The organism is Armatimonadota bacterium, assembly GCA_013314775.1.
Classification (GTDB): Bacteria; Armatimonadota; Zipacnadia; order Zipacnadales; family JABUFB01; genus JABUFB01.
The window spans coordinates 154,521-178,136 of sequence record JABUFB010000006.1 but is presented as its reverse complement, the minus strand read 5'-3'; the positions used below and the strand labels follow the sequence as shown (position 1 = coordinate 178,136).

Sequence of the window (23,616 nt, the reverse complement as noted above, 5' to 3'; positions counted from 1 at the left end):
GCGGCCTGGAGGCGGAGCCGGCTCTTGCCGACCGTCCATCGACGCCAACGCCGTATACATGGCGGGGACCTGTGTCCCGCCGGCCGTTCGCCGTCAGTGGGACTGGCAATCCTGACTGTCCACCAGAGCGGGCACCTGCGGGGCCTTTGCCTGGGTGCGTTTTCTGAGAGGAGCCCCCAATATGTACTCAACGGGAGCCGCGATCGTCGACATCACCCCGCCTCTGGGCGGGTATCTGGCGGGGCATTTCGTGAGCCGCGCGTCGGTGGGTATCCACGACCCGCTTCTCGCAGCCGCGATGGTGATCTCCAACGGCAGAGAGAAGGTGGCCATGATTGGCTGCGACCTCATTGCCATGGACCCGGTGGTCTGCGCGCGCACTCGGGAGCTTGTCACAGCGAACACGGGGATTCCCGCGGACAACGTGATGGTTTGGGCCACCCACACCCACGCCGGCCCGATCATGATGCCCGGCGGCAAGGACAGGCGGGACGAGGGCTGGATCTGCACGCTCCCCGAGCGCCTCGCGGGAGCGGTGGCCGAGGCCCATTCGCGGCTGGCTGAGGGCGACCTGCGTGTGGCGGTGGGGCGCGAAACGACCATCGCCTTCAACCGCCGGTATCTCATGCGCGACGGCACGACCCGCACGAACCCCGGCGTGGGCAACCCTGACGTGGTGCGCAGTGATGGCCCCACCGACCCGGATGTCGGCTGTTTGTTCGCAGGCCCGGCCACCGCCCCGTCGGCGATCCTGGTCAACTTCGCCTGTCACCTGGATGTGCTGGGCAACGGTAACCACCTGATCTCCGCCGACTACCCGTACTTCATGCGGGAGACTCTGGCGAAGGCGGGATTTCCGGGCGCGACCGTCCTTTTCGCCAATGGTTGCTGCGGGAACATCAACCATATCAACGTTTTCGCGCAAACCCGGCAGGGCGGGTTCGAGCATTGCCGGAAGATGGGGCAGATCCTGGCGGGAGAGGTGCTCAAGTGCATGGTCGCGCCGGACTCCATCACCAGCGGGGAACCTGTCGTCGGTGCCCGGCGTGAAATCCTCGAGCTGGAATACCGCCCCTTCACGGAAAAGGAGATCGCCGGGCTGCGTCGGATTGTCGCGGACCCGGAGATTGCGGAAACCGACTTTCGCAAGATCAACGCTCGGGGGCGATTGGGCCGGGTGGAGCAGGGCGTCACGAGCCAGTCCACCGAACTGCAGGCCTTCCGCGTCGGAGACCTGGCGATCGTGGGCATCCCCGCGGAGTATTTCGTGGAGTACGGGCTGCAGATCAAGGCCCAGTCTCCCGCGCGCTGGACGTTTCTCGTGGAACTTGCAAACGACTGCGTGGGTTATGTTCCTACCGTAGAGGGCTTCCGACAGGGAGCCTATGAGGGCCAGAGCGCTCGGTTCGTTGAGGATACCGGGCCGCGGATGGCTGCAGTGACTAACACACTCTTGCAGGACCTTTGGGCCGAGTAGCCAATATGAACAGTATGCCAGGACAGAAAGTCGTGGCCGTGCCCGGCGGGGACGGTCCACGCTTCTTTACCGGTGCCTTCAAGGCCCGCAACCGCATCATCGCCAGCGTGGCGATCGTGCTCGCCTCGGCGGCACCTTTTGCGCTGGCTCTGATCACCATCACCTACCTCCTCCCCGACCCCACAGGATGGGTTGCCGGGCTGATCACAGGTTTCGCGTTCCTGGCCTCCAGCGGGCTGACGTGGGTGGTGCAGAATCGCTTCGCGCTGCTGGGTAATGGCTGGCTGCGCAAGCGTTTGGAGGACCATCTCAACAGCTGCGAGCTGGTGCGCGACTGTGCCAGCGATGTGCGCTTCATCGGTTTCGCGCCGGGAGATCAGGTGCGGACGTGGGACGGCGAGACTGACCTGGACGTGGGCTTCCTGTGCATCCATGATGGAGCCCTGGTGTTCGTGGGCGACCGATTTACCTGGTCGCTGAGCAAGTCGCGCATCGACCGCATCGAACTGACTCCGGCGCCTTTGGGGCCGCCGCGCATTGTGGTTCACTGGCATGCTCCGCGCGAGCCAAACCGCAGCTTCACCCTGGAGTCCCGTGAGGCCTCGTCACTACGGGAAATCCACGACCGAACGATTAGCCTGTTCCGCGGCATGCGGCACTGGGCACTGCGTCCCCCGGAGAGTGACAGCCCGGTGATGGTGTTGGGACACCCTCCCACCGGCGACTACGGCGGTCATCCGGTGGATGCGCCCGCAGCCGGCTCCTGCAGTGCGACGCTGGCGATGATGGTCATCATCGTGCTGACCATCTGGTATCTGGCCCGGGAGATGCTGCAGGACGGGTTCTACTACCACGCCATACTCTGGTCGGGTTTCGTGTTCGTCGGCGGCACGGTGTTCACCCGCTGCCTGTTGCACTACCTGCAGAGCACGACCCCCCCGCCACGGTCTCGCAAGAGGCCGCAGCGCGAGCGGTAGGCGAGGGCGGACGATTGTATGCAGCCGGCATTCGCAGACGGCACACCGCGGGCTGCCAGGGGCCGTTTCGGTCTCTCAGTTATCCGGGCGTCATCCGATCGCTGGCCCCCGGTGCTTCTGGACGAGCCGAAATCATCCACTCTTCCTGTCTGGTGCGAGCTCCCCTGGCCCGAGGGCTTGCCGACCTGCCGAGGTCATGCTCCCTTTCTGTGTGGTGTGAGTTCGGCTGCCCTGAAACGTGCTGGAATCACGCTGGCGGGCTGTGAGGCAAGGGCTCAGGGCGAAGGGCACGCTGGACGCGGATTCGGCATTGGCCGGCACGCATCCCGGAAAACCGATGCTCGTGGCTACCTATGAGGGCCGCTTGACGGTTTGCGGACGAAACGGATATACTCCAGCCGTGCGAGAAAGCCGTTATTCCTCGACAGCCGGCCGCTCTCGAGGTGTGATTCTATGCGTGCAAGACGCGTGCTTATGATCCTCGGGGCGATTACACTGGCGCTTGCCGCATGCGTCGGCGTTTTCGTCACCCAGCCATTCGCCCAGGAAATGATGGGTCCCGGGATGGATATGGGTATGGCGGGTGGCCCTGGCGGCGGTGGCGGCGGCGCCGGTGGCCACAGCTACCAGTGGACCGAGAACGCAATGCCCGAGGAACTGCTCATGACCTACGGTGAGTTCCTCGCGCAGGAGGGGCAGGCTCCCGTGCCGTTGCCGGAAGTCTACCTCATGGAGGAGGACGGCACGCCCAAGCGCTATACGCGGAATATGTGGTATTCCCTGGCGCGTGTCTATGCCGACGAACCGGTGGATGTTGCCCAGCCTCTGCGTGGGCAACCCGGCGGCAAGTTGTGGAGCCAGGTGTATCTTGAGGCCGCAGTCAAACACAACGAAGTCAATGCCATCTGGGAGCGTTGGAAGGACGCGCTCACCAATTTCTGGTTCGAGGTCGGCCACCCGCGCATCGGCCCGCAACTGCTCCGCTACGACTGGGAGCGCAAGGCCATGCACAATCCCGACGGCACCGTGCGCTGGGGACGCTGGGAAGCCACCCTGCCGGATTCCTTCACCATTACGGTACCCGTGGTCATGCACGTGAAGGATGGCTGCCAGAAGAACTATGGGCGCAAGTTCTACAATGCGCTGAAGAAGTTCGACAACCCCGGTCACGGCCGGTCACCCTTCGAGTTCGTCACCTGGGACAGCGGCGCGTACCGCAAGGTTACTTTCCATCTGGCGGACGAGGCGATTCAGGTCTGGAACGATCTGTGGGGCCGGGTGCAGGTGCAGCTTCGCCTGTTTGATCCAGAGGGCAAGGAGATTGTCCGGGCGGCACAGCCGTCTGGTCTGACGCCGGGCCTGTTCACCCAGATGCTCCATCCACCCACAATCTACTACACCCCGCGCTATCGGTTGCTTCTCCCGCCTGATGACCAGAAGTTCAACGGCGGCCGCCTGAACCTGGACGGCAAGGAGGGCTGGTATTTCGAGTTCGAGTTCACTCTCACCAAGGACCAGCTCAAAGCCCTGGACAACGCGGCGGCCCGGCTTGTGGTAGACGGTGGCCCGCCCGAACAGATGAAGTTCATCGGTCCGGTTCCTGGTGGCGCTGCAGGTGGCGCGGGCGGGGCAGACATGGGCCCCGGTGGCGCCGGAATGCCCGGAATGGCCGGGGAGATGCCGGGGATGGGACCGGCAATGCCCGGCGGTCCCGGCGGTGGCTCAATGGGTATGGGGCCGCAGTAGAGACCGTCACAACACGCCAAGCGCATCAGGGGCTCGCATTTCGCGGGCCCCTTTTCATAGCCCATAACGCATCGGCCGACTCGTCAGTCAGGAGGCGTCTGCGATGCCCCTCGTGCCTTCCTTCGTGATCCGCTCACCCCGGGAAGTTCTCTTCGGCTGGAACGCAGTCCGCGAATTGCCCGGAGCCGCGAAGAAGCTGGGCAACAAGCCGCTGGTGGTCATCGGCGGTGGATCCATTCGCCGTGGAGGACTGCTGGACGGAATCCTGGAGGGCCTCCGCGATGCCGGCCTCAAGCCCGCTCTGTTTGAGGGAGTCGGGCACGATCCATCGGTGGAAATCATCGATCGCGGCCGGGAGGCATTTGCGCGCGATGCCTGCGATCTTGTAATCGGGCTGGGTGGCGGGAGCGTGATGGACGCCGCCAAGGCCATCGCAGGTCTGGCAAATGAGGACGCGCCCACAGCAGAATTCGTGGCGGGTCGCGAGATCAGTCCTGATTGCGTTCCCAACATCTGCTGCACTACCACGTCGGGCACCGGGTCGGAAGTCACCCATGTATCGGTGCTCACGGACCCCGAGCGCCGGCTCAAGGCCAGCATCCGGACCGAGGGGATGATGCCTTCGGTGGCCATCGTGGACCCGGCGCTCACGCTCTCCGTCCCGCCGGAGCAGACCGCCTTCACGGGGCTGGACGCGCTGACCCAGGCGCTGGAGTCCTACCTGTCGCGGGGAGACAACCCCTTCAGCGATCATCTCGCGCTGGAGGCCGCCGTGCGCATCAGTGCGTGGCTCCCGGTGGCGTATGCGGAGGGTGACAACCGCGAGGCGCGAGAGAACATGGCTCTTGGCAGCATGTTCGCAGGTCTTGCACTGGCGAGCGCACGGCTCGGGCTGGTGCACGGGATCGCCCACCCGCTGGGGGCGCTCTACGGGCTGGCTCATGGCGAGGCCTGCGCGCTTCTGCTGCCATACGTGTTGGAGTTCAATGCGCCGGTTCGAGCGCCGAAGATGGCCAGGGCCGCGCGAGCTATGGGAATCAGCGCGAAACTCAACGACGACGACGCCACCGTGGATCTGATCCAGTGGACGGAGCAGCTCTGCGCGGAACTGGGGTGCCGACGCCACTTCGCGGAGTTTGGCCTGAAGCACGAGGACTACCCGGCGATTGTCGAGGCAACAATGGCTTCCGGCTCCAGCAAGGCGAACCCGCGGATCGTGCGCGAGGAGGACGTGGTGGCGCTGCTGGACAAGGCGATGTGAGACAAAGAGGCCCTGCGGTGGCGTGAAGCGAGCGTACCGTCCGCCTGCTGCCGGTCGTTGTCCTCGCGGCGCTAGACGGCGAGGGGAGGAGGCCGCAAGACAGAGACCGCCAGCGGTCAGCCGGCACAACCCGCGCCTGGAAGACAGGGACGACTGGTCTATCCGGGCCGGGGCTTACCACCACGGCAGTCCGTACGTCGTGAGGATCGTGGTCTGCGCGAGGCCCTCGAACAACTCCTGCTTCCCCTGCATGATAAGGTAGGTCAAGAGGGCGAGCGGGACCACGCTGGCCGCGCGGTTCGCCGCCGCAAGCTTCCAGTTGAACTCCCCCGTCAGTATCCCGTCGGAGATGCGCAGAGGGTTGGGCAGCAAGGCCGGCACTGTGCGCGCGTATTCGGTGTAGGCCGGGCCGAACTGCTTGGTCAGCCACGCTTCCTCTTTCCGGATCAGCCAGATGTGGATCGCCAGCGCAGAGCCGACCACCACAACCGTGAGGGGGAACCAGTTGGCCATCACCGCCGCCCCGGTGGCACACAGGATGCTGGACAGATACAGGGGGTGGCGCACCAGCGCGTACGGGCCGGTATTGCAGACGCCCTGGTTCTTGCGGATATGCCCCAGCGCCCAGAGTCGCAGGGCCACGCCGGGGAGGATGACCATCATACCCGCACGCACGCTGGCGTCGGTGGGGAGGGCAACGAGCATGAAGGAGGCAGCCACGGCGACGTGCAGGCGGGCGCGCTTGGACAGCAGGAACTCCAGCAGGTCATCCCGATCAGCCAGCTTCAGGCCACGCAGGGAGACTCCGCTTGCCAGCATGCCAAGGCCGGCTCCTGCGAAGACGTCGCCGAAGAAGTGGCGGTCGAGAGTGACCCGCGCGCAGCAGACAAGAAAGCTCCAGGTGGTAAAGGCAATGCGCGCGCCTGGGAACAGGCGCGACAGGAATACCGCCATGACGACCACGTTGGTCGCGTGGCCTGATGGGAAGGAGTGGAAGCCGCCGGAAGCAGAGATGGGTGCGAAGAAGTTGATCTCACCCAGAGCGTCGGGCCGGGCGCGACCCACGAGCTCCTTGATCCCCTCGCACAGGACCGTTCCTCCGATGCTTGCCGCCGCGAAGGCCGCCAGCAGGCGGAAGCGGCCTTTCCCTGCAAAAGCCAGAAGGAGCCCGGCAACCAGCAGGTTTGACCACAGGTCGGCGGAACGCGTGAGCACGAAAGCGACCTGGTCAATGCCACGCAGGGGCTCATGCAAGCGGTCCCAGACCTCCTCCATCGGCGGGTCGGAGGGGACCATCAACGCTCCTACGAGGAGCAGGAACGCTCCCGGGACCACCCCGGGCGCCGAAACGCACCAGCGCATAGCATCATGCGCCTTCCTCAAGACGCGACCCATTGTCTCGTCTCCAGCTCACGGCGGGGATATGACCAGCATTGCCCGCTTGGGGATGCTTCTTTGACCAGACAAGCCGTGGTTTTGTTCCGGCTCGCCGGAAATGGAGAGGCCCGCAGGCTCAATGCGAAGCCTGCGGGCCCAGATTTCGCGCGGTTCGGGACGGTTTACACAACCATCTCCAGTTCCCCATCAGCCATCCATTGCTTGAGGTAGTCGGCGCTCTCGCGCAGGTCGGCGATGAGCCGATCCTGGGTCTTCGTGGATGAGGGCAGGACCTCAAGGATCAGCCAGCACTCTTCCACCGGGTCCAGCACTTCCGCGATCCAGTTCTGCTCGTGGTGTTCGTGTCCCTGCACGATGGCTTCGAGCATCTTATCGATGTCGATATGCCCCTTGCGGTTGTACTCCTCGGTGAAAGGCCAGTGGTGGCTGGCGCCGGGAACGGTCTGCTGCAGGTGAATAACCTCGCAGTATGGCGCCAATGCCCGCAGCCATTCGAGGTAGTCCACATCGCGCCCCTGCAGCCCGTGGTGCTCCCCGGCCATGTGACCCACATCGACGACCAGGTAGACCGGGCAGCCTTTGCTGTTCCGGTTGACCTGGATCAGGAACTCTTCGGCCTGCTTGATGGTCCAGGGAGGCTCGGCGGGGGTGTACATCTGTCCCTGGTGGAGTGCTTCGAGGCCCTTGTCGCGGCCGATCTTCGCGAGGTCGCGGAAAATCTCATGCTGGCGCTTGATCGCTTCGGCGTACGCTTCCTCGCCTGCTTCCAGTACCTCTGTCGGGATGGTGTCGAAATGCCCCCCGACTCGCTGCGCGCCCATTTCGCGGGCGATGTCCATGATGCCGACGATCCACTCCACCATGCGCTGCCTGGGCAGCGGGTGGCTGTGAGCAAGGCCGTGAAATCGGTGTATCGCAAGGCCGCTATACACCGAGGGGATGGTCACGCCGTGCCGTTGCGCGGCCTCTTTGACTTCGCGGGCAAGCTCCAGCTGGTACTCGCGGTCACCAGTGAAGAACGGGTCGATGAGATCGGCGCAGAATTCGTGGCAGGTGAAGCCCAACTCGCGGGTGATTTGCATCCAGTTCTCCGGACGCTCCCAGCGGCGGGCGCAGAATGCTCCATTGATACCCAGGCGCAACTTGAGATTGCGAGACATGGAACTCCTTCCGTGCATTGAGAGCTGCTGTGTTTATCTCGACGCTGCTATCCGTTGCGGGACAAAGGAGGCTCGGCTCCTCCAGGCGACGCTCCGGATGGGACACCCCCGGTGGCCGCGGCGCCTTCGGGATCAGTAGTGGGAGAAGGGGCCGGGGCCTTGGTGGTCGTCTTCTTCGCGGCCGGCTTCTTTGTCGCTGTCGTGGTCTTCTTCTCGGTCTCGTCGTCAGACTTCCTGGCGGTTTCCTTCGTTGCGGACTTCTTTTCCGGCTCGTCGTCAGACTTGACAGCTGTTTTCTTTGTCGTCGTTTCGGGCTTCTTCTCGGGCTCGTCGTCAGACTTCTTGGCGGTCTTCTTCGTCGAGGGCTTTTCTTCCGCCTGGTCGTCGGACTTTGGAGATGCTTTCTTCTTCGTTTCAGTCTTCTCTTCCGGCTCCGCCTTCTTCTTGGACTTCGGCTCGGCGGGTTCGGTCTTCTTCGCCGGCTTCTCGGCGGCGGAGATCGGCGGTTCGGCTACCGCGGCACCACCCACTGCAGCCGCACCTTCCGGTCCCATCATCGGCATGCCCCCGGGACTCGGGGCTCCCATTGCCGGCGCGCCTTCGGGTCCGGGTGAAGGTGTTTCTGGGGCCGCAGCTTTGGGCGCGGCCGTCGGGGCTTCGGCGTTCGCGGCGGCACCGGTCTCGGGCTCGGCCAGACTGACCGCAGGCGCAGGCGGGATATCCTGCACCGCCGCGGGCACTCCGCATCCAGACATGGTCGCGGCCGCGATCAGTGCCAATACCGGCAGCAGAAGCAATCGGGTCTGGTTCATCCGCGCTACCTCCAAAGGACCCCGAGGGTTCGGGGTCACCGATCAGTGCATGGTCTGGCCGCCGTCCACGTTGAGAGCTTGGCCTGTGACATAACTGGATTCGTCGGAGGCCAGGTACACCAGCAGCCCACAGACGTCCGCATAGGTGCAGCCGCGCTTCATCGGGACCTTATCCACGTACATGGCGCGGACTTCTTCCACCGTCTTGTTCCAGCGCTTCGCATACTGCTCGTAAAGGCTGTCCACCCACAGGGGGGAGTCCAGCAGATTACCCGGGCAGATGGAGTTTACACGGATGCCGTATTCGGCAAGCTCAAGCGCAAGGCTCTGGGTGAGTCCGATGCCGCCGAACTTACTGGCGGCGTACGCGCTGTTCTTGCTGCTTCCGGTCTTCCCGGACTTGCTGTTGATCTGGATGATGCTGCCACCGCGGCCAATCATCTGCAGAGCGGCGTGCTTGGCCACCACCATATAACCCACAAGGTTGACGTCCACCACTTTGCGCCACTTGCTCACATCAAACTCAGTGATGGGGCCGGAGATCAGGATCCCCGCGTTGCTCACCACAATGTCGACGGGACCCAGTTCGGCCTTGAGGGTGGCGAAGCTCTTCTCAACGTCGGCCTCATCGGTGATGTCGCAGCCGATGCCAAGAGACTTCGTGCCGTACTTGGCGGCGATTTCGGCGGCAACTTGTTGCGCACCCTCTGCGTTGAGGTCGGCCACCATCACCTGGGCACCATTGGCGGCAAGATGGGCGCAGATGGCCTCACCGAGGCCCTGCGCGCCACCGGTGACAAATGCGACCTTGTTTTCGACACGGGCGCAAACGGACTTGTCTGGGTATGTATCCGGCAATGCCATTTGAATCCAACCTCGCGTATTGATGTGCGGGGCCCGTGCGCTGGAAGACACGGGCATTCCACACCCGGTGCAGCAGCTACTCGGGCAAGAAATGCTTGATCAGCTCGATCTCGGCCTCACGGGTCCATGCGCCCTGGGGCGAGAGTTTCGCCGCGACTTCGGGCAGCACGTCAGCGAGATCCTCCAGCGGCGTGAGCGGCAGATCCCTGATCTGGGGATAGATCACAACCTTGCCGGGGAAGCGCGCGTTCTTGACGCCGTCGAGACCCTCGTAAGCCGCGTAGATCCCACCGATTGCGGCCACCGAACGATTGGGCGAGAGCTCCCCACCCTCGGTGAGACTCAGGGTCTTGCGCAGGTCGTCGATGGATGAGCCGCTGGTGCCGGTGTAGCGCACGCCGCGCAGGGCGACGTCGCTCACATCCAGTGTCGCGAGAGTCCCCCGTGCAACACCTGCGAAGATATTGAGCCAGCCGTCCTGGGCCACGTACTTCGAGCCTTGGGTGACAAGCGGCGGTGCAGGCACGAGAACGACGACATCATCGAAGCCATCCGGGGCGATCTCGCGCAGCTTCGCATCGAAAGCCTCATCGCCCATCTCTTTGGGATTGAGGCAGATGAGCTCAATACCCTTGTCCCTGGCATTCTGACCGAAGCGCTCGGGCACGGTAGCCAGGCGTTCGGGATCAATATCGCTGGCGACAATGACTGACGGCCCGTCCTTCATCTCGATAGCAAGCTGGACGTGCATCTGGCCCATGGGCCCTGCGCCACCGAGCATCCATGCCTTGCCGCCTTTGGTCAGGGCAGGGCCACGCTTGCGGGTATACCCGGCGGAAGCGTCAGGTCCTTTACCGCCCTGGTAGAAGGTGCCGTCATAATGCACGCGGCCCACGTCGACGCTCACGGGACGGGGGAGGGGGCTATTGGCGAGAAGATTCAGGATTCCGTGTTTTGCCAGGACCCTGTCGGCAGTCTCGACCACTTCCGCGCTGCCGGAGCCCAGGACGAAGACGTCATCCACGCCGGCTTCGGGGAAGACCGCGGCCGGGTCCAGTCCGGCCAGCGGGGCGGTCGTGATCACGGAGATGCCGGCGCTGGCGCACAGGTCGGTAATCTGGCTTGCCAAAGGAGCGGGCACGTCGGTGAGGAACACGCGGGCAGGGTAGACGCCGGAGTACTCGAAAGCGCCCAAGTTGAAACTCATGTTCTCGCTGCCGGGCGTGCCCACGATCCACACCGTTCCGCCGGACTTCAGGCTGGTGCGGGGCTTGACCCGGTAGGCGCAGACCACGCAGGCCCAGGGTTCGGACAGTGCGGCTTCGGAATATCCGGTCTCCGGCTTTACGGGAAGTAGATAGCAGCCGTCATCGCCCTCAAGCAGTTCCGGGCCGATAATGGTGTATTCCTGCAGTGCGCCGGGGAGCATGTACCCGAAGGCCAGGTTCTTGCCCTTGTAGTAAGCTTCCGCCTGGACGACGAACTTGTCGCCCACTTTGTACTTGCCCTGGTACTTCTCGCCAACCTTGACCACTGTGATAGATGCTTCGTGCCCCATGACGATGGGGTCGTTCTTGAGGTCGCGCCCGAACAATCGAGGGTGCTCTCCGCCCAGGTTGAGGATCTTCACGTCGGAGAAGCACAGGCCTGCTGCGTCGACACGGGCGAGGAGTTGGTCGGGCCCCACCTGGTAGGTGTCGATCTCAACCGGCTTGCCGTTGATGCCCACGTTTTCGAGGCCGCTGCCGAACACCTGCCAGGCTAGCATCTTCTCGGGGATGGCGCCCACGCCGGCTTTGTATTCTTCGAAAGTCATATCAGATTGTCCTTTCAGGCTCAGTATGATCCCCGCGGTAACTCAGCGGTTCTCGAGTAGCTGCATGCGGTACTTCTCGGACGGCCAAGTGAAGATGCGCTCCACCTGTTTCGGTGTGAGATAGTGCGGCCCGCCCAGGGCGAAAGTTCCCCACAGGACCCGCGCGGTCTTGCACATCATCATCGTCGCATTGATCACTTCCGACGGCGTGGCGCCGATGGCGATCAAGCCGTGATTCTGCACCAGAAGCACCTTGGGGCGCACGCCGTACTCCTGAATATACGCCTCAATCCGGGTCTTGACCTCCCGGGCCAGGGGGATGCCGGGGTCGGTGTAGTCCACCCAGACCGGGGCGACGCCGCAGCAGACGATCTCATCGGGAAACAGCCGGCCCTGCCAGGCCTGCTTGCCCTCATTGGCGCAGGTGAACATATTGATGGCGGTGGGGTGGGTATGCCCGACATAATTGACATCGGGCATGGAGAGCAGGATCGCGTGCATGAGCGCTTCCGTGGAGGGCCGCTTGCCGGCGGCGTCTACGGAGGCGGCGTCGAAGTATTCCTTGCACAGATCATCGGAGACGTCCTCGAACTGGAGAAGCTCCATGATCTTGTCGAACCGCACCCGGACGAAACCATCGGGCTGCATGGTGCGCAGTTCGGTGCCGCTGGCCTTGACCCAGAAGGTCTCGGCATCGGCGCGGGCGGAAGTGTTGCCCTCGCCGAGGATCGCGAAGTCATTGGCGGGATCCCCGAGGACATGAGACAGGTAGACGAGATTGGTCATGACATCCTGAGACATGACGATTCACGGCCTTTCAGTTATGTGAAGGGTTGGTGTGGGTGCGATGTTCCAGTCGTTCATGCCGACCGGGACGGTCGGCCTGCGCGCGACCAATCATTCCCGTCCCTACTTGACGCTGATTCTCTTCGACTGGAAACCGCGGATGATGGTGTAGCCGTCATCCGGCACGATCTCCGCCCAGATCTCGACCGGTCCGCTGGAAGTTGCTTTCCAGTCCATAGACACGGTGACCATGCCGAAACCTTCCTTGCGCATGGCTTCCGCAGGTTCGATGCTTGCCGCGTCGCGAGCCAGGGGATCCACCCAGCGGGCCGCGGGGATCGAGGCGATGCTGCGCTGGCCGATGAGCTTCCCACCGTTGGCCGGGTCGCCTTCCCAGAAGCGCACTGCCACCGGCGCCGCGGTGCTGCCGCCCACATTATGCACCGTCGCGTTGATCCGCACAACGCCGTGATTCCGGGGCTGGTAGTCCGAGAAGGTCAGGTCGGCTTCGCTGAAGATCCCCACCGCAGGCTTCACCCAGTACCGATAGCAGCAGTCATTGGCCCGCTTGAGGACTTCGGGGTCGCATCGGCTTGTGGTGAAAAACGCCAGGCCGCGGATTTCCGGCCCGTGCGCGCGGATGTACCGGATCTGGTCCTCAAGCTCCTCAGGGGTGATCGAGCCGTAGTCCGAGGAGATGCTCAGGCCGATGACCGTCTTCTTGCTGATCATCATGTCCCGGGCCATATCGATGCGCTGCTGCAGGTAGTCATAGAAGCGGTGCTGGTCATACCAGGCCCGGAAGTAGTTCTGGTAGACCTCGCACATGACAAGATCGGTGGTGTCCCGCAACATATTGCAGACCAAGGGACTAAGAGACGCGAACTGCCAGGCCGCGATGAACTTGCCGGGCGCCGCCGCGCGGGCCTTTTTCATGATCTGCCAGAAGCCCAGGGCGAGTTGCTCCTGCTCGGGGTGGTCGTCCCACATGCCCAGTTCGTCGATGGCGATCCCGTCCCACGGATCGACCTGGGTGTAGTCCGCGACCACCCTCTGCGCCAGTTGCTCGAAATCGATGTCCTGACGGATGTCCTCGGGTCGCGGGCCACCAAGATACGAGACTCCACCCACAGGCTTCAGCGCCACGACCCCGCGGGCATGAAGGCCGTCGATCTCGGACGCGCTCGCGGTAAGGTGGTGGGTCATCCAGGTTGTTTCAGGCCGGGTTGCGCCGTAGAAGCAGAAGTAGACGTTCTGGGTGACCACCGGCGCAAGCAGCCGGGTCTCTTCGCCGGTGGACTCCAGCCGCGCGGTGATACGATACAGCCCGGACGCGCCGGGCGCCCATTCCACACTGGGCTCAAAGGGTTTCGCGGGGTTGGTCGCGAGTGCGCATTTGCCGAGGGTGCGCTCGATGCCCCCACGCTGGGCGGTGAAGACTACGCCGGAACTATCCGCGGGCGCTTGCCAGCCCTCGAGATATGCCGACAGCCTCACGGTGTCGCCCTGGGCCGGGATGCGCTTGGAAATACCGATCTGCAGGGCCGGTTCTGCCCATGCACAGACACACGCAACAATGAGCGCCGGGACAAGCATCAGCCGGTGCATCGTGGTTGCTCTCTCCCCAAGACAGTCTGGAGCGTTGCGCGAACCGCTCCCGGAATGCTCAATCAGCCAGCCGCAGGCGCAGGCTGCGGAAATGGCAGGGCCCTTCCCCCGCCCACAAGCCCACGAGGCCGGGGACGTCCAGGCCCACGTCCTCGGTCTCCATGACGGCCTTGCCGTCCAACCAGACCCTGGCGCGAGGGCCTTCCAGCCGTACCTTCAGTGTATGGAAGACGCAGGGCTCCACCTCGAACTTCTCGGCGGCCGCCTTGTGCCATTTCGCGCCGTCAAACCGCCACAGGTTCACGCCAGACTCGTACAGGACCAGCGAGAGCATCTGTCCGGTCACATAGCCGCGGCCGTCAGGCCGGGCTTCGGCGCGCAGGAGGATTGACGGGGCTCCCTTGCGTTCGAAGGACGTGGTTGCGGTCGCGGTGACATTCCGCGCCGGCCGGCCGACCAGAACCGAACTGGCCATGCCCACGCCGTTTTTCATGGCGACGATGTCCTTCTCCTCGACCCCGGAAGGGATCACATTTGTGATGCCCTGCTGGGAGACCGCCCATTGGCCGAAAGCCGGGAAACGCTCTTCGCGCGCATCCGCCCAGCCCGCGATGGGCCACTGGCTGAGGTCAAAGTGGAGCAGGTCGGCGGCGGTGACTGCGCTGCAGATGGTGGTCATGGCAAGGCAGATCAGCATTCCTCGAAGTCTGAGCATCACTCTCACTCCCTCACTGTGCAGCCACCGGGAAGCATTTCTGCAGTTCCTCCACGAACAGCCAGTGCCCCCGATCTTCCGGGTGGTTGATCGAGTTGTAAAGCAGCGTGATGTATGGCAGGCCTTCGACCCACAGGTGCTCCCAACGCTTCGATGCATCCGCAAGGGCAACCTTGTTCTCGGCGGCGAACTCCCGCAGGTAGGTGACTGCTGCACGGGTTTCCGGAGTGCGCATGTTATCGCCGGAGCCCATCCAGTCGGGGCGCACGAAATGGGGCGTCACGATGATGACCTCGCCACCGATTTCCCGCACCCGCCCGACGGCCTTCGTGTAGTTGGCGAAGATCTTCTCGCGGCTCATACCCATGTCGTTGACGAACTCGATGACCATCAGGTCCGGCTCGTGGACCATGACCTGCTCCTCGAAGAGGGGCAGCTTGCCGTCGCTGTTCCATCCGCCGGTGCCGGCGTTCACATACTTGATATTGGCCTGCGGATACTTGGTGCGCAGCCAGTTAGTGAAGGCCAGCGGGAAGGCTTTATCCTGGCTGGATGCGTCTCCGCCGCAGGTGACGGAGTCGCCCCAGAAGACAATGGTGAAGTCCCCGCCCTGGTTGAGCTTTTCGATGGTCTTCGGCAGAAGCGCGGCATTGGCCGCGATCTGGGCCTGGGTTGCGGAGGGGTACGGCGGGCCGATGGGGTAGATCAGGTCCTCGGTGATCTCCCGGCAATTGTAGCGCAGCCACACATTGCACAGGGGCCGGGCAAAGGCGTCGGCCTTCGGCGGCTCGGGGATCATCTTGTGCTCGGCCCCCTGCCGCACGCCAAGGGTGCCGTCAGAGCGGACAAAGATGGTATCCAACCGCATGAGGCTTACGTCGTAATCGATGAAAACGGTGGTATCCGCACCGATTGCCCCGTCCAGCCTGCCGACTCGCGCCCAGAGCTTGTCGGCGCGCCAGTCCTTGCCCTCTTCATAGCGCGGCGCATCGGGGCCGGCGGCCTGCTTGATAACTAGCGAGTTGGGATCCAGACAGCCCGCGATGGTGACCCCCGGCCCCAGGCAGAGCTGGAGCGGGGTCCCTCTGTTGTAGCTGCGGGGCTCCTCGTCGGTGAGCCTCGCCTGCTCGTCGCGGACCCGGATGATTCGCGCGGGCTCCAGAGTAAGCACCGTCTCTTGCGTCACTTCGACGACCTTGCCGTCCACGTCGATCTTACCGGGGGCCACTCTCACGCTCATGCCGCCCGCGGGCGTGACCTCCAGACCCTCGATGACATACGGGTTGATCATAATGCCCTCATCCAGTTTGATCTCCCCCAATTCGCGTTCTAGCGTCACATTGTCCCAATACATCAGGGTACCGCCCAGGCCAGCCTGGTGGGCGCCGCCCTGGAACATCTGCAGGCGCACCGTGCGCTCCGACTTGTTCTCGTAGGTCGCCTCGAGCTTCACCCACTTGCCCTGTTCAACGGTCTCCGCGCCGGCAAGCCCGGACCAGTCGCGACGTGTGAAGCGCAGGGCGGCGGACACCTTCTTTTCGGTGGGCGGGATGAAGACCCATGCGGTAGCCTTGTAGATCGCCCGCGGATGGGCTGGGAACTCGGTGTACCACACCGAAAGCCCGTACTTGTCCTCGAGCGACTCCTTGATGGCCCACTCGCCGTCCTGGGCCATGTCCCGGGATCGTTCCGCAGGGCCCCACGACTGCTGCCAGTTCACAGGGCTGGGGCCTTCGAAGGAATCTTGGAACATGATCTCGGCGCCTGCGACGGCGCAGAGCACAGCAGCAAGGGCAAAGGCAAGGAGGGCTTTCATGTGAGCCTCCAGGAAACGAATCCAACAGGAGCATATCCTGCGGGTCAGTCAGGCAGTACAAGCGCCCCTGTCTCGCCACCCGGCAGGGGCACCATCTCGGCCACGCGCGGGACTTCAGTGAACACGTCCAGCAACGAGGCAAATTGCACGTCGTCGCCCAGGCCGATGCGCGCCAGGCCCCGGCCATTATCGGATTCCTGGAATGCGCGGGTCAGTTCGGGCTGGTTCATTGGCTCGTACACCATGCGGCACAAGCGCGCCCGGTCATTGCCCGGTTCCACGGGTTCGCCTGTCGCCTCGATGGCTGACAGGATCGCGCCCGCGGCCAGGTGATCTTCGATAGTCAGGCGCACCTCGTCCTCGAAGGCGCCGGCGGTGATGCAGACCAGTTCCCGGCAGGCGGTCTCGAGAATTTTCCCCGCCACGGCGGAGGCGTTGACCGTTGTTCCCAGGAAGACCCAGGGCGCACCGGCGACGCCCACGCAGCAGCGCGAGCAGTTGGATGAGCTGAACACCACCCGCCGGATATCCAGGTCGGGCGGCGCCTGCAACGGGCTGTTGCCCCGGTCGAAACCGGGCACGGGTAGGCCACCGCGCTCGCCCGAAAGGATTGCGCCGGGCCACAGTTCGCGCTGCCGGAATGCCTGCTCCACCTCGCGTACCACCAGCAGTTCGGCAGTCCCGTAGTGGAACATGGAGGTGATGTTGGCGCTGGCGCGCAGTGCATCGACGATGACGGCCACGGCCTGGCGCTCCAGAGCCAGCGCGCAACCGGCCAGACCGTTTTCCACAAAGACGAGCAAGGCAGACTCCTTCGGTGCGCGCGACGCTTTGCCCGACGCAGAACCTTCGTGTAAGATAGCGTGCAACAGCCGGGGGCGTAGCGGCATGCAGCCGCCAATGCCCAGCGGCTACAGGTTATCACAAACCGGGACCTGTTTCCACCGGGAAGGGGCTGGAAGGCGCGGCGGAACCGGGGGACTGGCATCACGTTTCGCGGCCTCCTGCGAAGAGGGTGCCTGTGTTCCGTTTCCGAGTCCCCCGGTCCGAGACCGTCGGCGGGTATGAGCACCGGTGCCGCTCTGGGCACCCTCTTGACGGACAACTCTTCGGAGGTGAACCGCGCGTGAAGGGCGTCATTCTCGCCGCCGGTAAAGGCACTCGCATGCTGCCTCTCACCGAGCGCCGCCCCAAGCCCCTCGTACCGGTGCTCGACCGGCCTATTCTCGAACATATCGTCATTGGCGCGCGGGATGCCGGGGTGGACGAGATCGCGCTGATCATCCAGCATCTTGGTGAGACGGTCATCGATCATTTCGGCGACGGCAGCCGTCTCGGGGTGCGCATCGAGTATATCTGGCAGGGCGAGCCGAAAGGCACGGGTCACGCGGCGCTCATGGCCGAGGATTTCGTGGCGGGTGAGCCCTTTTTCATGTCCTGGGGCGATATTCTCGTGCCGCCGGAGAACTATCAGGCGGTGGTCCGAGCCTTCCGGGAGGACGATCCCGACGCGGTTCTGAGCCTCAACTATGTGGAAGATCCCTTCGAGGGCGCGGCGGTGTATGAGGAGGAGGGGTACGTCACGCGCATCCAGGAGAAGCCGCCCAAGGGCACCAGCACCACCACCTGGAACAATGCCGGGGTCTTCGTCTACCGCCCCGAGTTCTTCGACCGCTTGCGGACGCTGAGGCCCTCGGTCCGGGGGGAGATTGAACTGCCCGACGCAGTGCAGGCCATGATCCGCGAGGGGCGGCGCATCCGTGCGGTGAAACTGGAAGGCTACTGGTCCGACGTAGCCCGGCCGGCGGCGGTGCTGGACCTGAATGCGCGCATGATGGAGCACCGCTACCGAGACCAGCACGGGATGTTCATCGATCCGTCCGCCGACGTGGATGACGGCTGCGTGGTGAAGCCCACCATACATATCGGCGCGGGATGCAGGCTGACGAACTGCCGCGTCGGGCCAAACACGGTGCTTATGGATGGCTGCCGGGTAGAGGACAATGCCCAGCTTCGCAATGTGGCGGTGTTCACCGGGGCGACCATCGGCGCGGGGTCGATACTGACCCGCTGCATCGTGGAGGAGAATGCCGTGGTGCCGGAAGGCACGGAACTGCGGGGCGACCGGGCGCGACCGATGATCGTGCGGCCCGACGGCCAGGTGGAGCAGGCCGTGGACCGGTGATCAGGCTGCCATGCGCTCCACCTGGGCGGCGCTCGCGGGCACCGGTTCGGGCTGGGGCTCGGGCTCGGTCCTGCGGGCTCCGACGCAGCAGGCGCCGAGAGCGAGCAGTCCCAGGATGAACCATGCGGTGATGGCGAAGGCGAAGATCATGTCGCGAACCTCTCATTCTGCAGTCTCGGCGTTACTATCGGCGAGGCCGAAGGCAGGTTGATTGACGCGCAGTAAAGGCTCTGTGTCGGGTTGCAACGCGAGACGGGCAAGACAACAGGGGGCGAGACCATGAGCGCGGACAAGCTGTACCTGCGGCCACTGACGATCTCGGACATCATCGACGCGTCGATCTGGATCTACCGCCGCAATTTCGCGCCGATCCTGGGCATTGCGGCGGTGGTCCAGATACCCATCATGGTGGTGGGCATCGCCGTTCAGGTGAGCCTCATGCCGATCCTGATGGCCTCCGGGCAGTCGGGCTCCGAGGTCTCGCTGGAGCAGATGTCCAGCGCCATCGGGCCGGTAGTCCTGCTTTTCCTGATGAGCTTGCTGTACCCGCTGGGCCAGGCTGCGCTGGCCATCGGCATTTCCGAACGTTACCTGGGCAGGCCGATCAGTGTGCGCGATGCGTATGAAGCGGCACTCCCGCGCTGGGGTCAGGTGCTGTGGACGACGATCCTGTACTGGCTCATCGGCTACGGGGTGTTCATCGGCGGGCTGCTGATCGCCGGCTTTGTCCTGATGATCTGGCTCATGGTTCGGTACATGCTGGGGCCGGCGGTCATCAACGTGCTGGAAAACCGGTCCGGCTGGGACGCTCTTGCGCGGAGTTGGTCGCTGACCGCGGGACATTTCTGGCGGATCTTCGGCGCCCTGTCGATTCTCATGCTGCTGGCGGCAGTGGTCACCTACGGCGTGAGCCTGCCCACCCAGATTCTCGCGACGGTGATGATGGCGCAGGAGAGCCAGCTTGCGATGGCGGCCCAGATATTGAACCAGGTGGTCAGTTCCCTGGTGTCACTGCTGCTGCAGCCCCTGTGGATGATCGGCGTGGTGCTGGTGTACTACGATCTGCGCATTCGCAAGGAAGGCTTCGACCTGATGATGATGGCCGAATCCCTGGGGCGGCCGGCACCGGCGGACTGGATCGGCCTGCAGCAGCAGAAACCGTCGGCTGACCTGCCCGGCCCGCTGTTCGACCCCGAGAAGAAGAAGCCTGGAGACTGGGAGCGGTAAATGGCAACGTGTGACGAGGCCGTGATCTACACCGACGGAGCATGCAGCGGAAATCCGGGGCCGGCCGGCGCAGGATACGTCATCGCCGCACCTGACGGGGAAATCCTGGCCGAAGACGCGGTTGCCGTCGGCCACGGCACCAACAACATCGCCGAGTACAGCGGCGCCATCGCGGCGCTGGAGCGGGCGCGGGAGCTGGGGCTGCGCAACGTGACTGTGCGTTCCGATAGCGAACTCATGTGCAAGCAGGTCTGGGGGCAATACCGCATCAAGAATCCGGGCATCGCGAAGCTCCATGTGCAGTTGCGGCGGGCGATGGAAGGGTTCGACTCGGTGAAGTTCGAGCACGTGGCGCGGGAGAAGAACGAGCGGGCGGATGCCCTGGCACGGCAGGGCGTGGAGAAGTCGCGGAAGAAAGCGGCAGGGGGATGAGGGTACCATGGATCAGTCAGTGAAGCCTGTCGGTAAACACTACGGGGCCTTGCGCCACCATCCCACCGCGCGCCAGGCGGTGCCCTTTGAGGAGGAACGCCGGCTGATGGAGCAGGCGGTGGCGCGGGAGGTCGTGGCTAAGGACGGCGAAAGCTGCCCGCAGCCAGGCGGCTCGGAGTCTTGCTGACTGCACATGCGCGGGATGGCCGGCGGGCGAGATGCCCGCCCCACGCGACTGAAGGCAAGTGCGGTTCTCGCGCAGGCCGACCGTCCCGGTCGGCAATCTCCTAGGCCTTCTCGTCCCTCGGGACGCCCGGCCGAAGGCCCCCAGCCTCGGGTTTCAACCCGGGGCACCGACGGCAAACGGCTCGTCGAGCGAGACAACGCCCCACGCGACTGAAGGCCAAGGGCCGGATGGGGCTTGCGCGTCGTGCCAACGCCTATCCCATGTGGCCCCTCCTGTCGGCGACGGAGCCCAATCAAGGCAGGTGGTCCGGATGGGTCTACTCGGACGCAGGCCGCAGGCGCTTCCCGATTGCGCCGACTGGATCATCGATGGCCGTCTCGCGGCAATGTGCATGCCCACCCGGGAGGAACTGGTGCAGCTGCGTGAGCTCGGGTTCGCTCTGGTCATCAATCTCACGGAGAAGCCCGGACCAACGCAGATGGCCGCTGCGGTTGGCCTGAAGGGTGCACATCTGCCGCTTGAAGACGGAGCAGCGCCCACGATGGAGGACATCGTGGTCTTCGTGCAGACCGTGGACCGCTACCTGTCCCGCGAGATGCCCGTGATGGTCCACTGCATGGGCGGGGTCGGCCGCACGGGGACGATGATCGCCTGTTATCTGGTGAGCAAGGGGATGGCGGCCTGGCCGGCCATCGAAGAAGTGCGCAAGCGGCGCCCGGGTTCTATCGAGACGCTGTCCCAGGAGCGCGCGGTGATCGAATACGCGCGGCATCTGTGGGAGCAAAAGCAGGAGCGGAGGTAGGCGGGCCGCGGCTTGTCGTCCACCTTCTCACCCACCATGCCCCAAGTTCAGACAGCCCTGACGCCTGATGCCGTCCAGAAGCTCGGTTCCATGGAACTGCGGGCGCGGGCCATGGTGGAAGGACATTTCTCGGGCCGTCACCGGAGCCACTTCCGCGGCGCCAGTGTGGAGTTCGCCGATCACCGCGAATACAACCCTGGCGACGAGACGCGGCATATCGACTGGAAGGTATACGGGCGGCGAGAGCGGCTCGTGGTCAAGCAATTCGACGCCGAGACCAATCTCGATGTGCATCTGCTCCTGGATGCCAGCGGTTCCATGGCCTACGGCGGAGGCGTGCGTAAGGTGGACTATGCGGCATATCTGGCCGCCGGTCTCGCCTATCTGGCTATCCGGCAGCGCGACGCGGTGTCGCTGACGGTGTTCGATTCCGAGGTGCGCACTCATCTTCCCGCACAAACGCGCCCGGCGCACCTGAAGGCTGTATTCGACACTCTTGACGCGGTGACACCGGGCGGCGAGACCCGGGTAAGCCGCGCCCTGGAGCTCGCGGCGGGTGCGATCAAGCGCCGGGGACTGGTGGTCCTGCTCTCCGACCTGCTGGATGATGTAGACCCGACGCTCCGCGCCCTGAGCTACTTCCGTCACCGCGGGCACGATGTGATGGTGCTTCAGGTGATGGACCATGCCGAGCTTGTCTTCGACTTCCGGGGACTCACCGAGTTCCGCGATCTGGAGACCGGGGAGCGCCTGGTCACCGATCCGCGGGCGATGCGGAGGGAGTACCTGGAGGCACTCAACGAGTTTCTCGCCGGGGTGCGCGAGGGCTGTCGGCGCCGAACCATTGACCACGAACTGCTGGACACCGCGAGACCCTTCGACGCCGCGCTGACGGCATACCTTGGCCGGCGCGCGAGGGTGAGGTAGGTGCGCCGTGGCCGCCGGCAGGTAAGCCGGCCCCGCCGGGAGAATAGGCGACCCGGCCGGGGTTCCGGGCCCCGACCAGTACACTGACGGAGGACGTGCTTGAGTCCGCTCCACTTGCTGCAGGCAATCTGGGCTGCTCTGGTACTGTGGTACGTCCTCGAGCGGCTGCTAGTCGTCAAGGGCCGCGCGGTGAATGCCCAGAGCTGGCGCAATCCCGCACGAGCCGCCCGGGATTCGTGGCGCGCCCTTTGGGATACGGCGTGGATCGCGTGGGCATTCATAGCCGCGCTGCTCTCGGCGCATACGGTTACCTGCGTTGCCCGGGGCATCTGGGCCTGTGGGGTGTCGGGATGGCCGCAGGACCTGTCCGCGCCCTGCCTACAGGCCTTCGTAGATTTCGATCCCTCCGGGTTCATTGCCGCCTTCCGCTCTGGCGAATACTGGGCCTGCCGCTGGCGTGAGCTTCTGGATGCCGCGATTGCGTACCCCGCTTTCCGTCCGGCGCTGGAGCCGGGATCGATCATGCTTCTGTTGGGCGTGACGTGGTGGGTTCAGCGGCGGAAGCTGTCCCCCGGTGCCGGGGACAGAAGGGGAGGTCGAGCTCGCTTTGCAGTCTCAATGTGGCTCCTTTGGACGGGTCTGGCGGCGTATCTGGCGCAGGCCGCTGTCAACATTCGGCAGTTCGATCTGGATGAAGCAACGACCCGCGGAGTTGGCCTGCTCTTCGGCCTGTTCGCGGCTCCCGTGATCAGCGGGGCGGTCGTGGGGCTGTTGGCATTGCTGACGGCGAAAATTGTGCTGGCGCAGCCGATTGATGCCGATCGCCTGTTCGCACAGTGGCTGCAAAGGCTGCCACGTTTCGCAACGTTGTGTGTGTTGCCCGCGGGTGCGGTTGCTCTCGCAGGGTGGTTCCTGCCGGACTGGCAACAGGCGCCGCACCCTAACTCGCCGGGACTTGCAGCGGGATTGTGGCTATTCACCCGGCTGGCGTGGCTGATAGCGCTTCCCGGGGTATTGCGGGTGGCAGTGCACGGAGGCCCGGCGAGACGCGGGCTGGCCGAACTCCCGCGGCTCTTGAACGCGGTTCCCGGCGGCCTGGTGGTGCTGATGCTCCGCAGCGCAGCGGTACTGTTCCCCGTGTTGGTAGCGTTGGAGTTCCTGGGTCTGCTCGCGCCGGCTACAGGGATGCTGCCCGGCGCGCTGACCGTGCTCGCCCGGTGGTGCGTGGCGTTCATGGTGATGGGCGGATCGGTGGCGCTTCACCGGGATATCAGCGCGGCGATCGGCAATAGACGGTGAGGCAGGGCAGTTATTGCCTGCGCCGGCCGTTGGCTCTGCCGCCCCTTTCAGGGGCTGCTATGAGATGAAGGGAAGGCCCCGATTCTACCAGCTTACGCTGGTGGTACAGGGCTCACGCCCC

The 23,616-nt window shown here is 64.4% G+C and carries 22 protein-coding genes; 11 read left to right on the top strand and 11 right to left on the bottom strand.

The annotated features are described in order from the left end of the window. Positions 1-181: 181 nt before the first annotated feature. The 4 genes from HPY44_06460 (at position 182) to HPY44_06445 (ending at position 5,461) form a co-directional block, all read left to right on the top strand. Positions 182-1,477, top strand: a complete 1,296-nt coding sequence (locus HPY44_06460) for a hypothetical protein (GenBank protein NSW55638.1) — start codon at positions 182-184, stop codon at positions 1,475-1,477. A gap of 5 nt (positions 1,478-1,482) precedes the next feature. Then, positions 1,483-2,454 carry a hypothetical protein gene (locus HPY44_06455; GenBank protein ID NSW55637.1) on the top strand — a complete coding sequence of 324 codons (972 nt, stop codon included), beginning with the start codon at positions 1,483-1,485 and terminating at the stop codon, positions 2,452-2,454. A gap of 453 nt (positions 2,455-2,907) precedes the next feature. Further along, a complete protein-coding gene (locus HPY44_06450; GenBank protein NSW55636.1) occupies positions 2,908-4,200 on the top strand; it encodes a hypothetical protein in 1,293 nt (430 codons plus the stop codon). Positions 4,201-4,303: 103 nt separating this feature from the next. Continuing rightward, the gene (locus HPY44_06445) at positions 4,304-5,461 is read left to right on the top strand and encodes an iron-containing alcohol dehydrogenase (GenBank protein NSW55635.1); all 1,158 of its coding nucleotides are present in this window, start codon (positions 4,304-4,306) and stop codon (positions 5,459-5,461) included. 174 nt (positions 5,462-5,635) lie between these two features. Here HPY44_06445 and HPY44_06440 read toward each other — a convergent pair whose 3' ends face one another. The 10 genes from HPY44_06440 to HPY44_06395 all read right to left on the bottom strand — a co-directional run bounded on the left by HPY44_06440 (position 5,636) and on the right by HPY44_06395 (position 17,239). Continuing rightward, the gene (locus HPY44_06440) at positions 5,636-6,856 is read right to left on the bottom strand and encodes a phosphatase PAP2 family protein (GenBank protein NSW55634.1); all 1,221 of its coding nucleotides are present in this window, start codon (positions 6,854-6,856) and stop codon (positions 5,636-5,638) included. A 164-nt stretch (positions 6,857-7,020) separates the two neighbouring features. Further along, a complete protein-coding gene (locus HPY44_06435) occupies positions 7,021-8,019 on the bottom strand; it encodes a TIM barrel protein (protein ID NSW55633.1) in 999 nt (332 codons plus the stop codon). A 47-nt stretch (positions 8,020-8,066) separates the two neighbouring features. Continuing rightward, a complete protein-coding gene (locus HPY44_06430) occupies positions 8,067-8,582 on the bottom strand; it encodes a hypothetical protein (GenBank protein ID NSW55632.1) in 516 nt (171 codons plus the stop codon). A 291-nt stretch (positions 8,583-8,873) separates the two neighbouring features. After that, complete coding sequence (gene srlD, locus HPY44_06425) at positions 8,874-9,695, bottom strand: sorbitol-6-phosphate dehydrogenase (GenBank protein NSW55631.1); 822 nt, start codon at positions 9,693-9,695, stop codon at positions 8,874-8,876. Positions 9,696-9,771: 76 nt separating this feature from the next. Beyond that, positions 9,772-11,511: a zinc-binding dehydrogenase gene (locus tag HPY44_06420; protein ID NSW55630.1), complete on the bottom strand. Its 1,740-nt coding sequence runs from the start codon at positions 11,509-11,511 to the stop codon at positions 9,772-9,774. Positions 11,512-11,553: 42 nt separating this feature from the next. Continuing rightward, on the bottom strand, positions 11,554-12,312 hold the full coding sequence (locus HPY44_06415) for a class II aldolase/adducin family protein (protein NSW55629.1): 759 nt from the start codon (positions 12,310-12,312) through the stop codon (positions 11,554-11,556). Between the two features lie 108 nt (positions 12,313-12,420). Next, positions 12,421-13,905: a hypothetical protein gene (locus tag HPY44_06410; GenBank protein ID NSW55628.1), complete on the bottom strand. Its 1,485-nt coding sequence runs from the start codon at positions 13,903-13,905 to the stop codon at positions 12,421-12,423. A gap of 58 nt (positions 13,906-13,963) precedes the next feature. After that, positions 13,964-14,620 carry a hypothetical protein gene (locus HPY44_06405; GenBank protein NSW55627.1) on the bottom strand — a complete coding sequence of 219 codons (657 nt, stop codon included), beginning with the start codon at positions 14,618-14,620 and terminating at the stop codon, positions 13,964-13,966. A gap of 13 nt (positions 14,621-14,633) precedes the next feature. After that, a complete protein-coding gene (locus tag HPY44_06400) occupies positions 14,634-16,436 on the bottom strand; it encodes a hypothetical protein (protein ID NSW55626.1) in 1,803 nt (600 codons plus the stop codon). A 44-nt stretch (positions 16,437-16,480) separates the two neighbouring features. Beyond that, positions 16,481-17,239: a 2-phosphosulfolactate phosphatase gene (locus tag HPY44_06395; GenBank protein NSW55625.1), complete on the bottom strand. Its 759-nt coding sequence runs from the start codon at positions 17,237-17,239 to the stop codon at positions 16,481-16,483. 323 nt (positions 17,240-17,562) lie between these two features. Here HPY44_06395 and HPY44_06390 point away from each other — a divergent pair, with 323 nt between their 5' ends. After that, positions 17,563-18,621, top strand: a complete 1,059-nt coding sequence (locus tag HPY44_06390; protein NSW55624.1) for an NTP transferase domain-containing protein — start codon at positions 17,563-17,565, stop codon at positions 18,619-18,621. Here the strand turns inward: HPY44_06390 and HPY44_06385 are convergent, their stop codons facing one another. Further along, positions 18,622-18,771: a hypothetical protein gene (locus HPY44_06385; GenBank protein NSW55623.1), complete on the bottom strand. Its 150-nt coding sequence runs from the start codon at positions 18,769-18,771 to the stop codon at positions 18,622-18,624. Positions 18,772-18,900: 129 nt separating this feature from the next. On the opposite strand from HPY44_06385, the gene HPY44_06380 reads away from it, so the two are divergent. The 6 genes from HPY44_06380 (at position 18,901) to HPY44_06355 (ending at position 23,495) form a co-directional block, all read left to right on the top strand. Further along, positions 18,901-19,848, top strand: a complete 948-nt coding sequence (locus HPY44_06380) for a glycerophosphoryl diester phosphodiesterase membrane domain-containing protein (GenBank protein ID NSW55622.1) — start codon at positions 18,901-18,903, stop codon at positions 19,846-19,848. Then, positions 19,849-20,280 (top strand): ribonuclease HI family protein, encoded by a 432-nt coding sequence (locus HPY44_06375; GenBank protein NSW55621.1) that lies wholly within the window; start codon positions 19,849-19,851, stop codon positions 20,278-20,280. Positions 20,281-20,287: 7 nt separating this feature from the next. Then, a complete protein-coding gene (locus HPY44_06370; GenBank protein ID NSW55620.1) occupies positions 20,288-20,467 on the top strand; it encodes a hypothetical protein in 180 nt (59 codons plus the stop codon). A 310-nt stretch (positions 20,468-20,777) separates the two neighbouring features. Continuing rightward, positions 20,778-21,269, top strand: coding sequence for a dual specificity protein phosphatase family protein (locus HPY44_06365; protein ID NSW55619.1), 492 nt, complete (start codon positions 20,778-20,780; stop codon positions 21,267-21,269). 12 nt (positions 21,270-21,281) lie between these two features. After that, positions 21,282-22,196 (top strand): DUF58 domain-containing protein, encoded by a 915-nt coding sequence (locus tag HPY44_06360; protein ID NSW55618.1) that lies wholly within the window; start codon positions 21,282-21,284, stop codon positions 22,194-22,196. Between the two features lie 99 nt (positions 22,197-22,295). Beyond that, positions 22,296-23,495 (top strand): hypothetical protein, encoded by a 1,200-nt coding sequence (locus tag HPY44_06355; GenBank protein NSW55617.1) that lies wholly within the window; start codon positions 22,296-22,298, stop codon positions 23,493-23,495. The last annotated feature ends 121 nt before the right edge of the window (positions 23,496-23,616 follow it).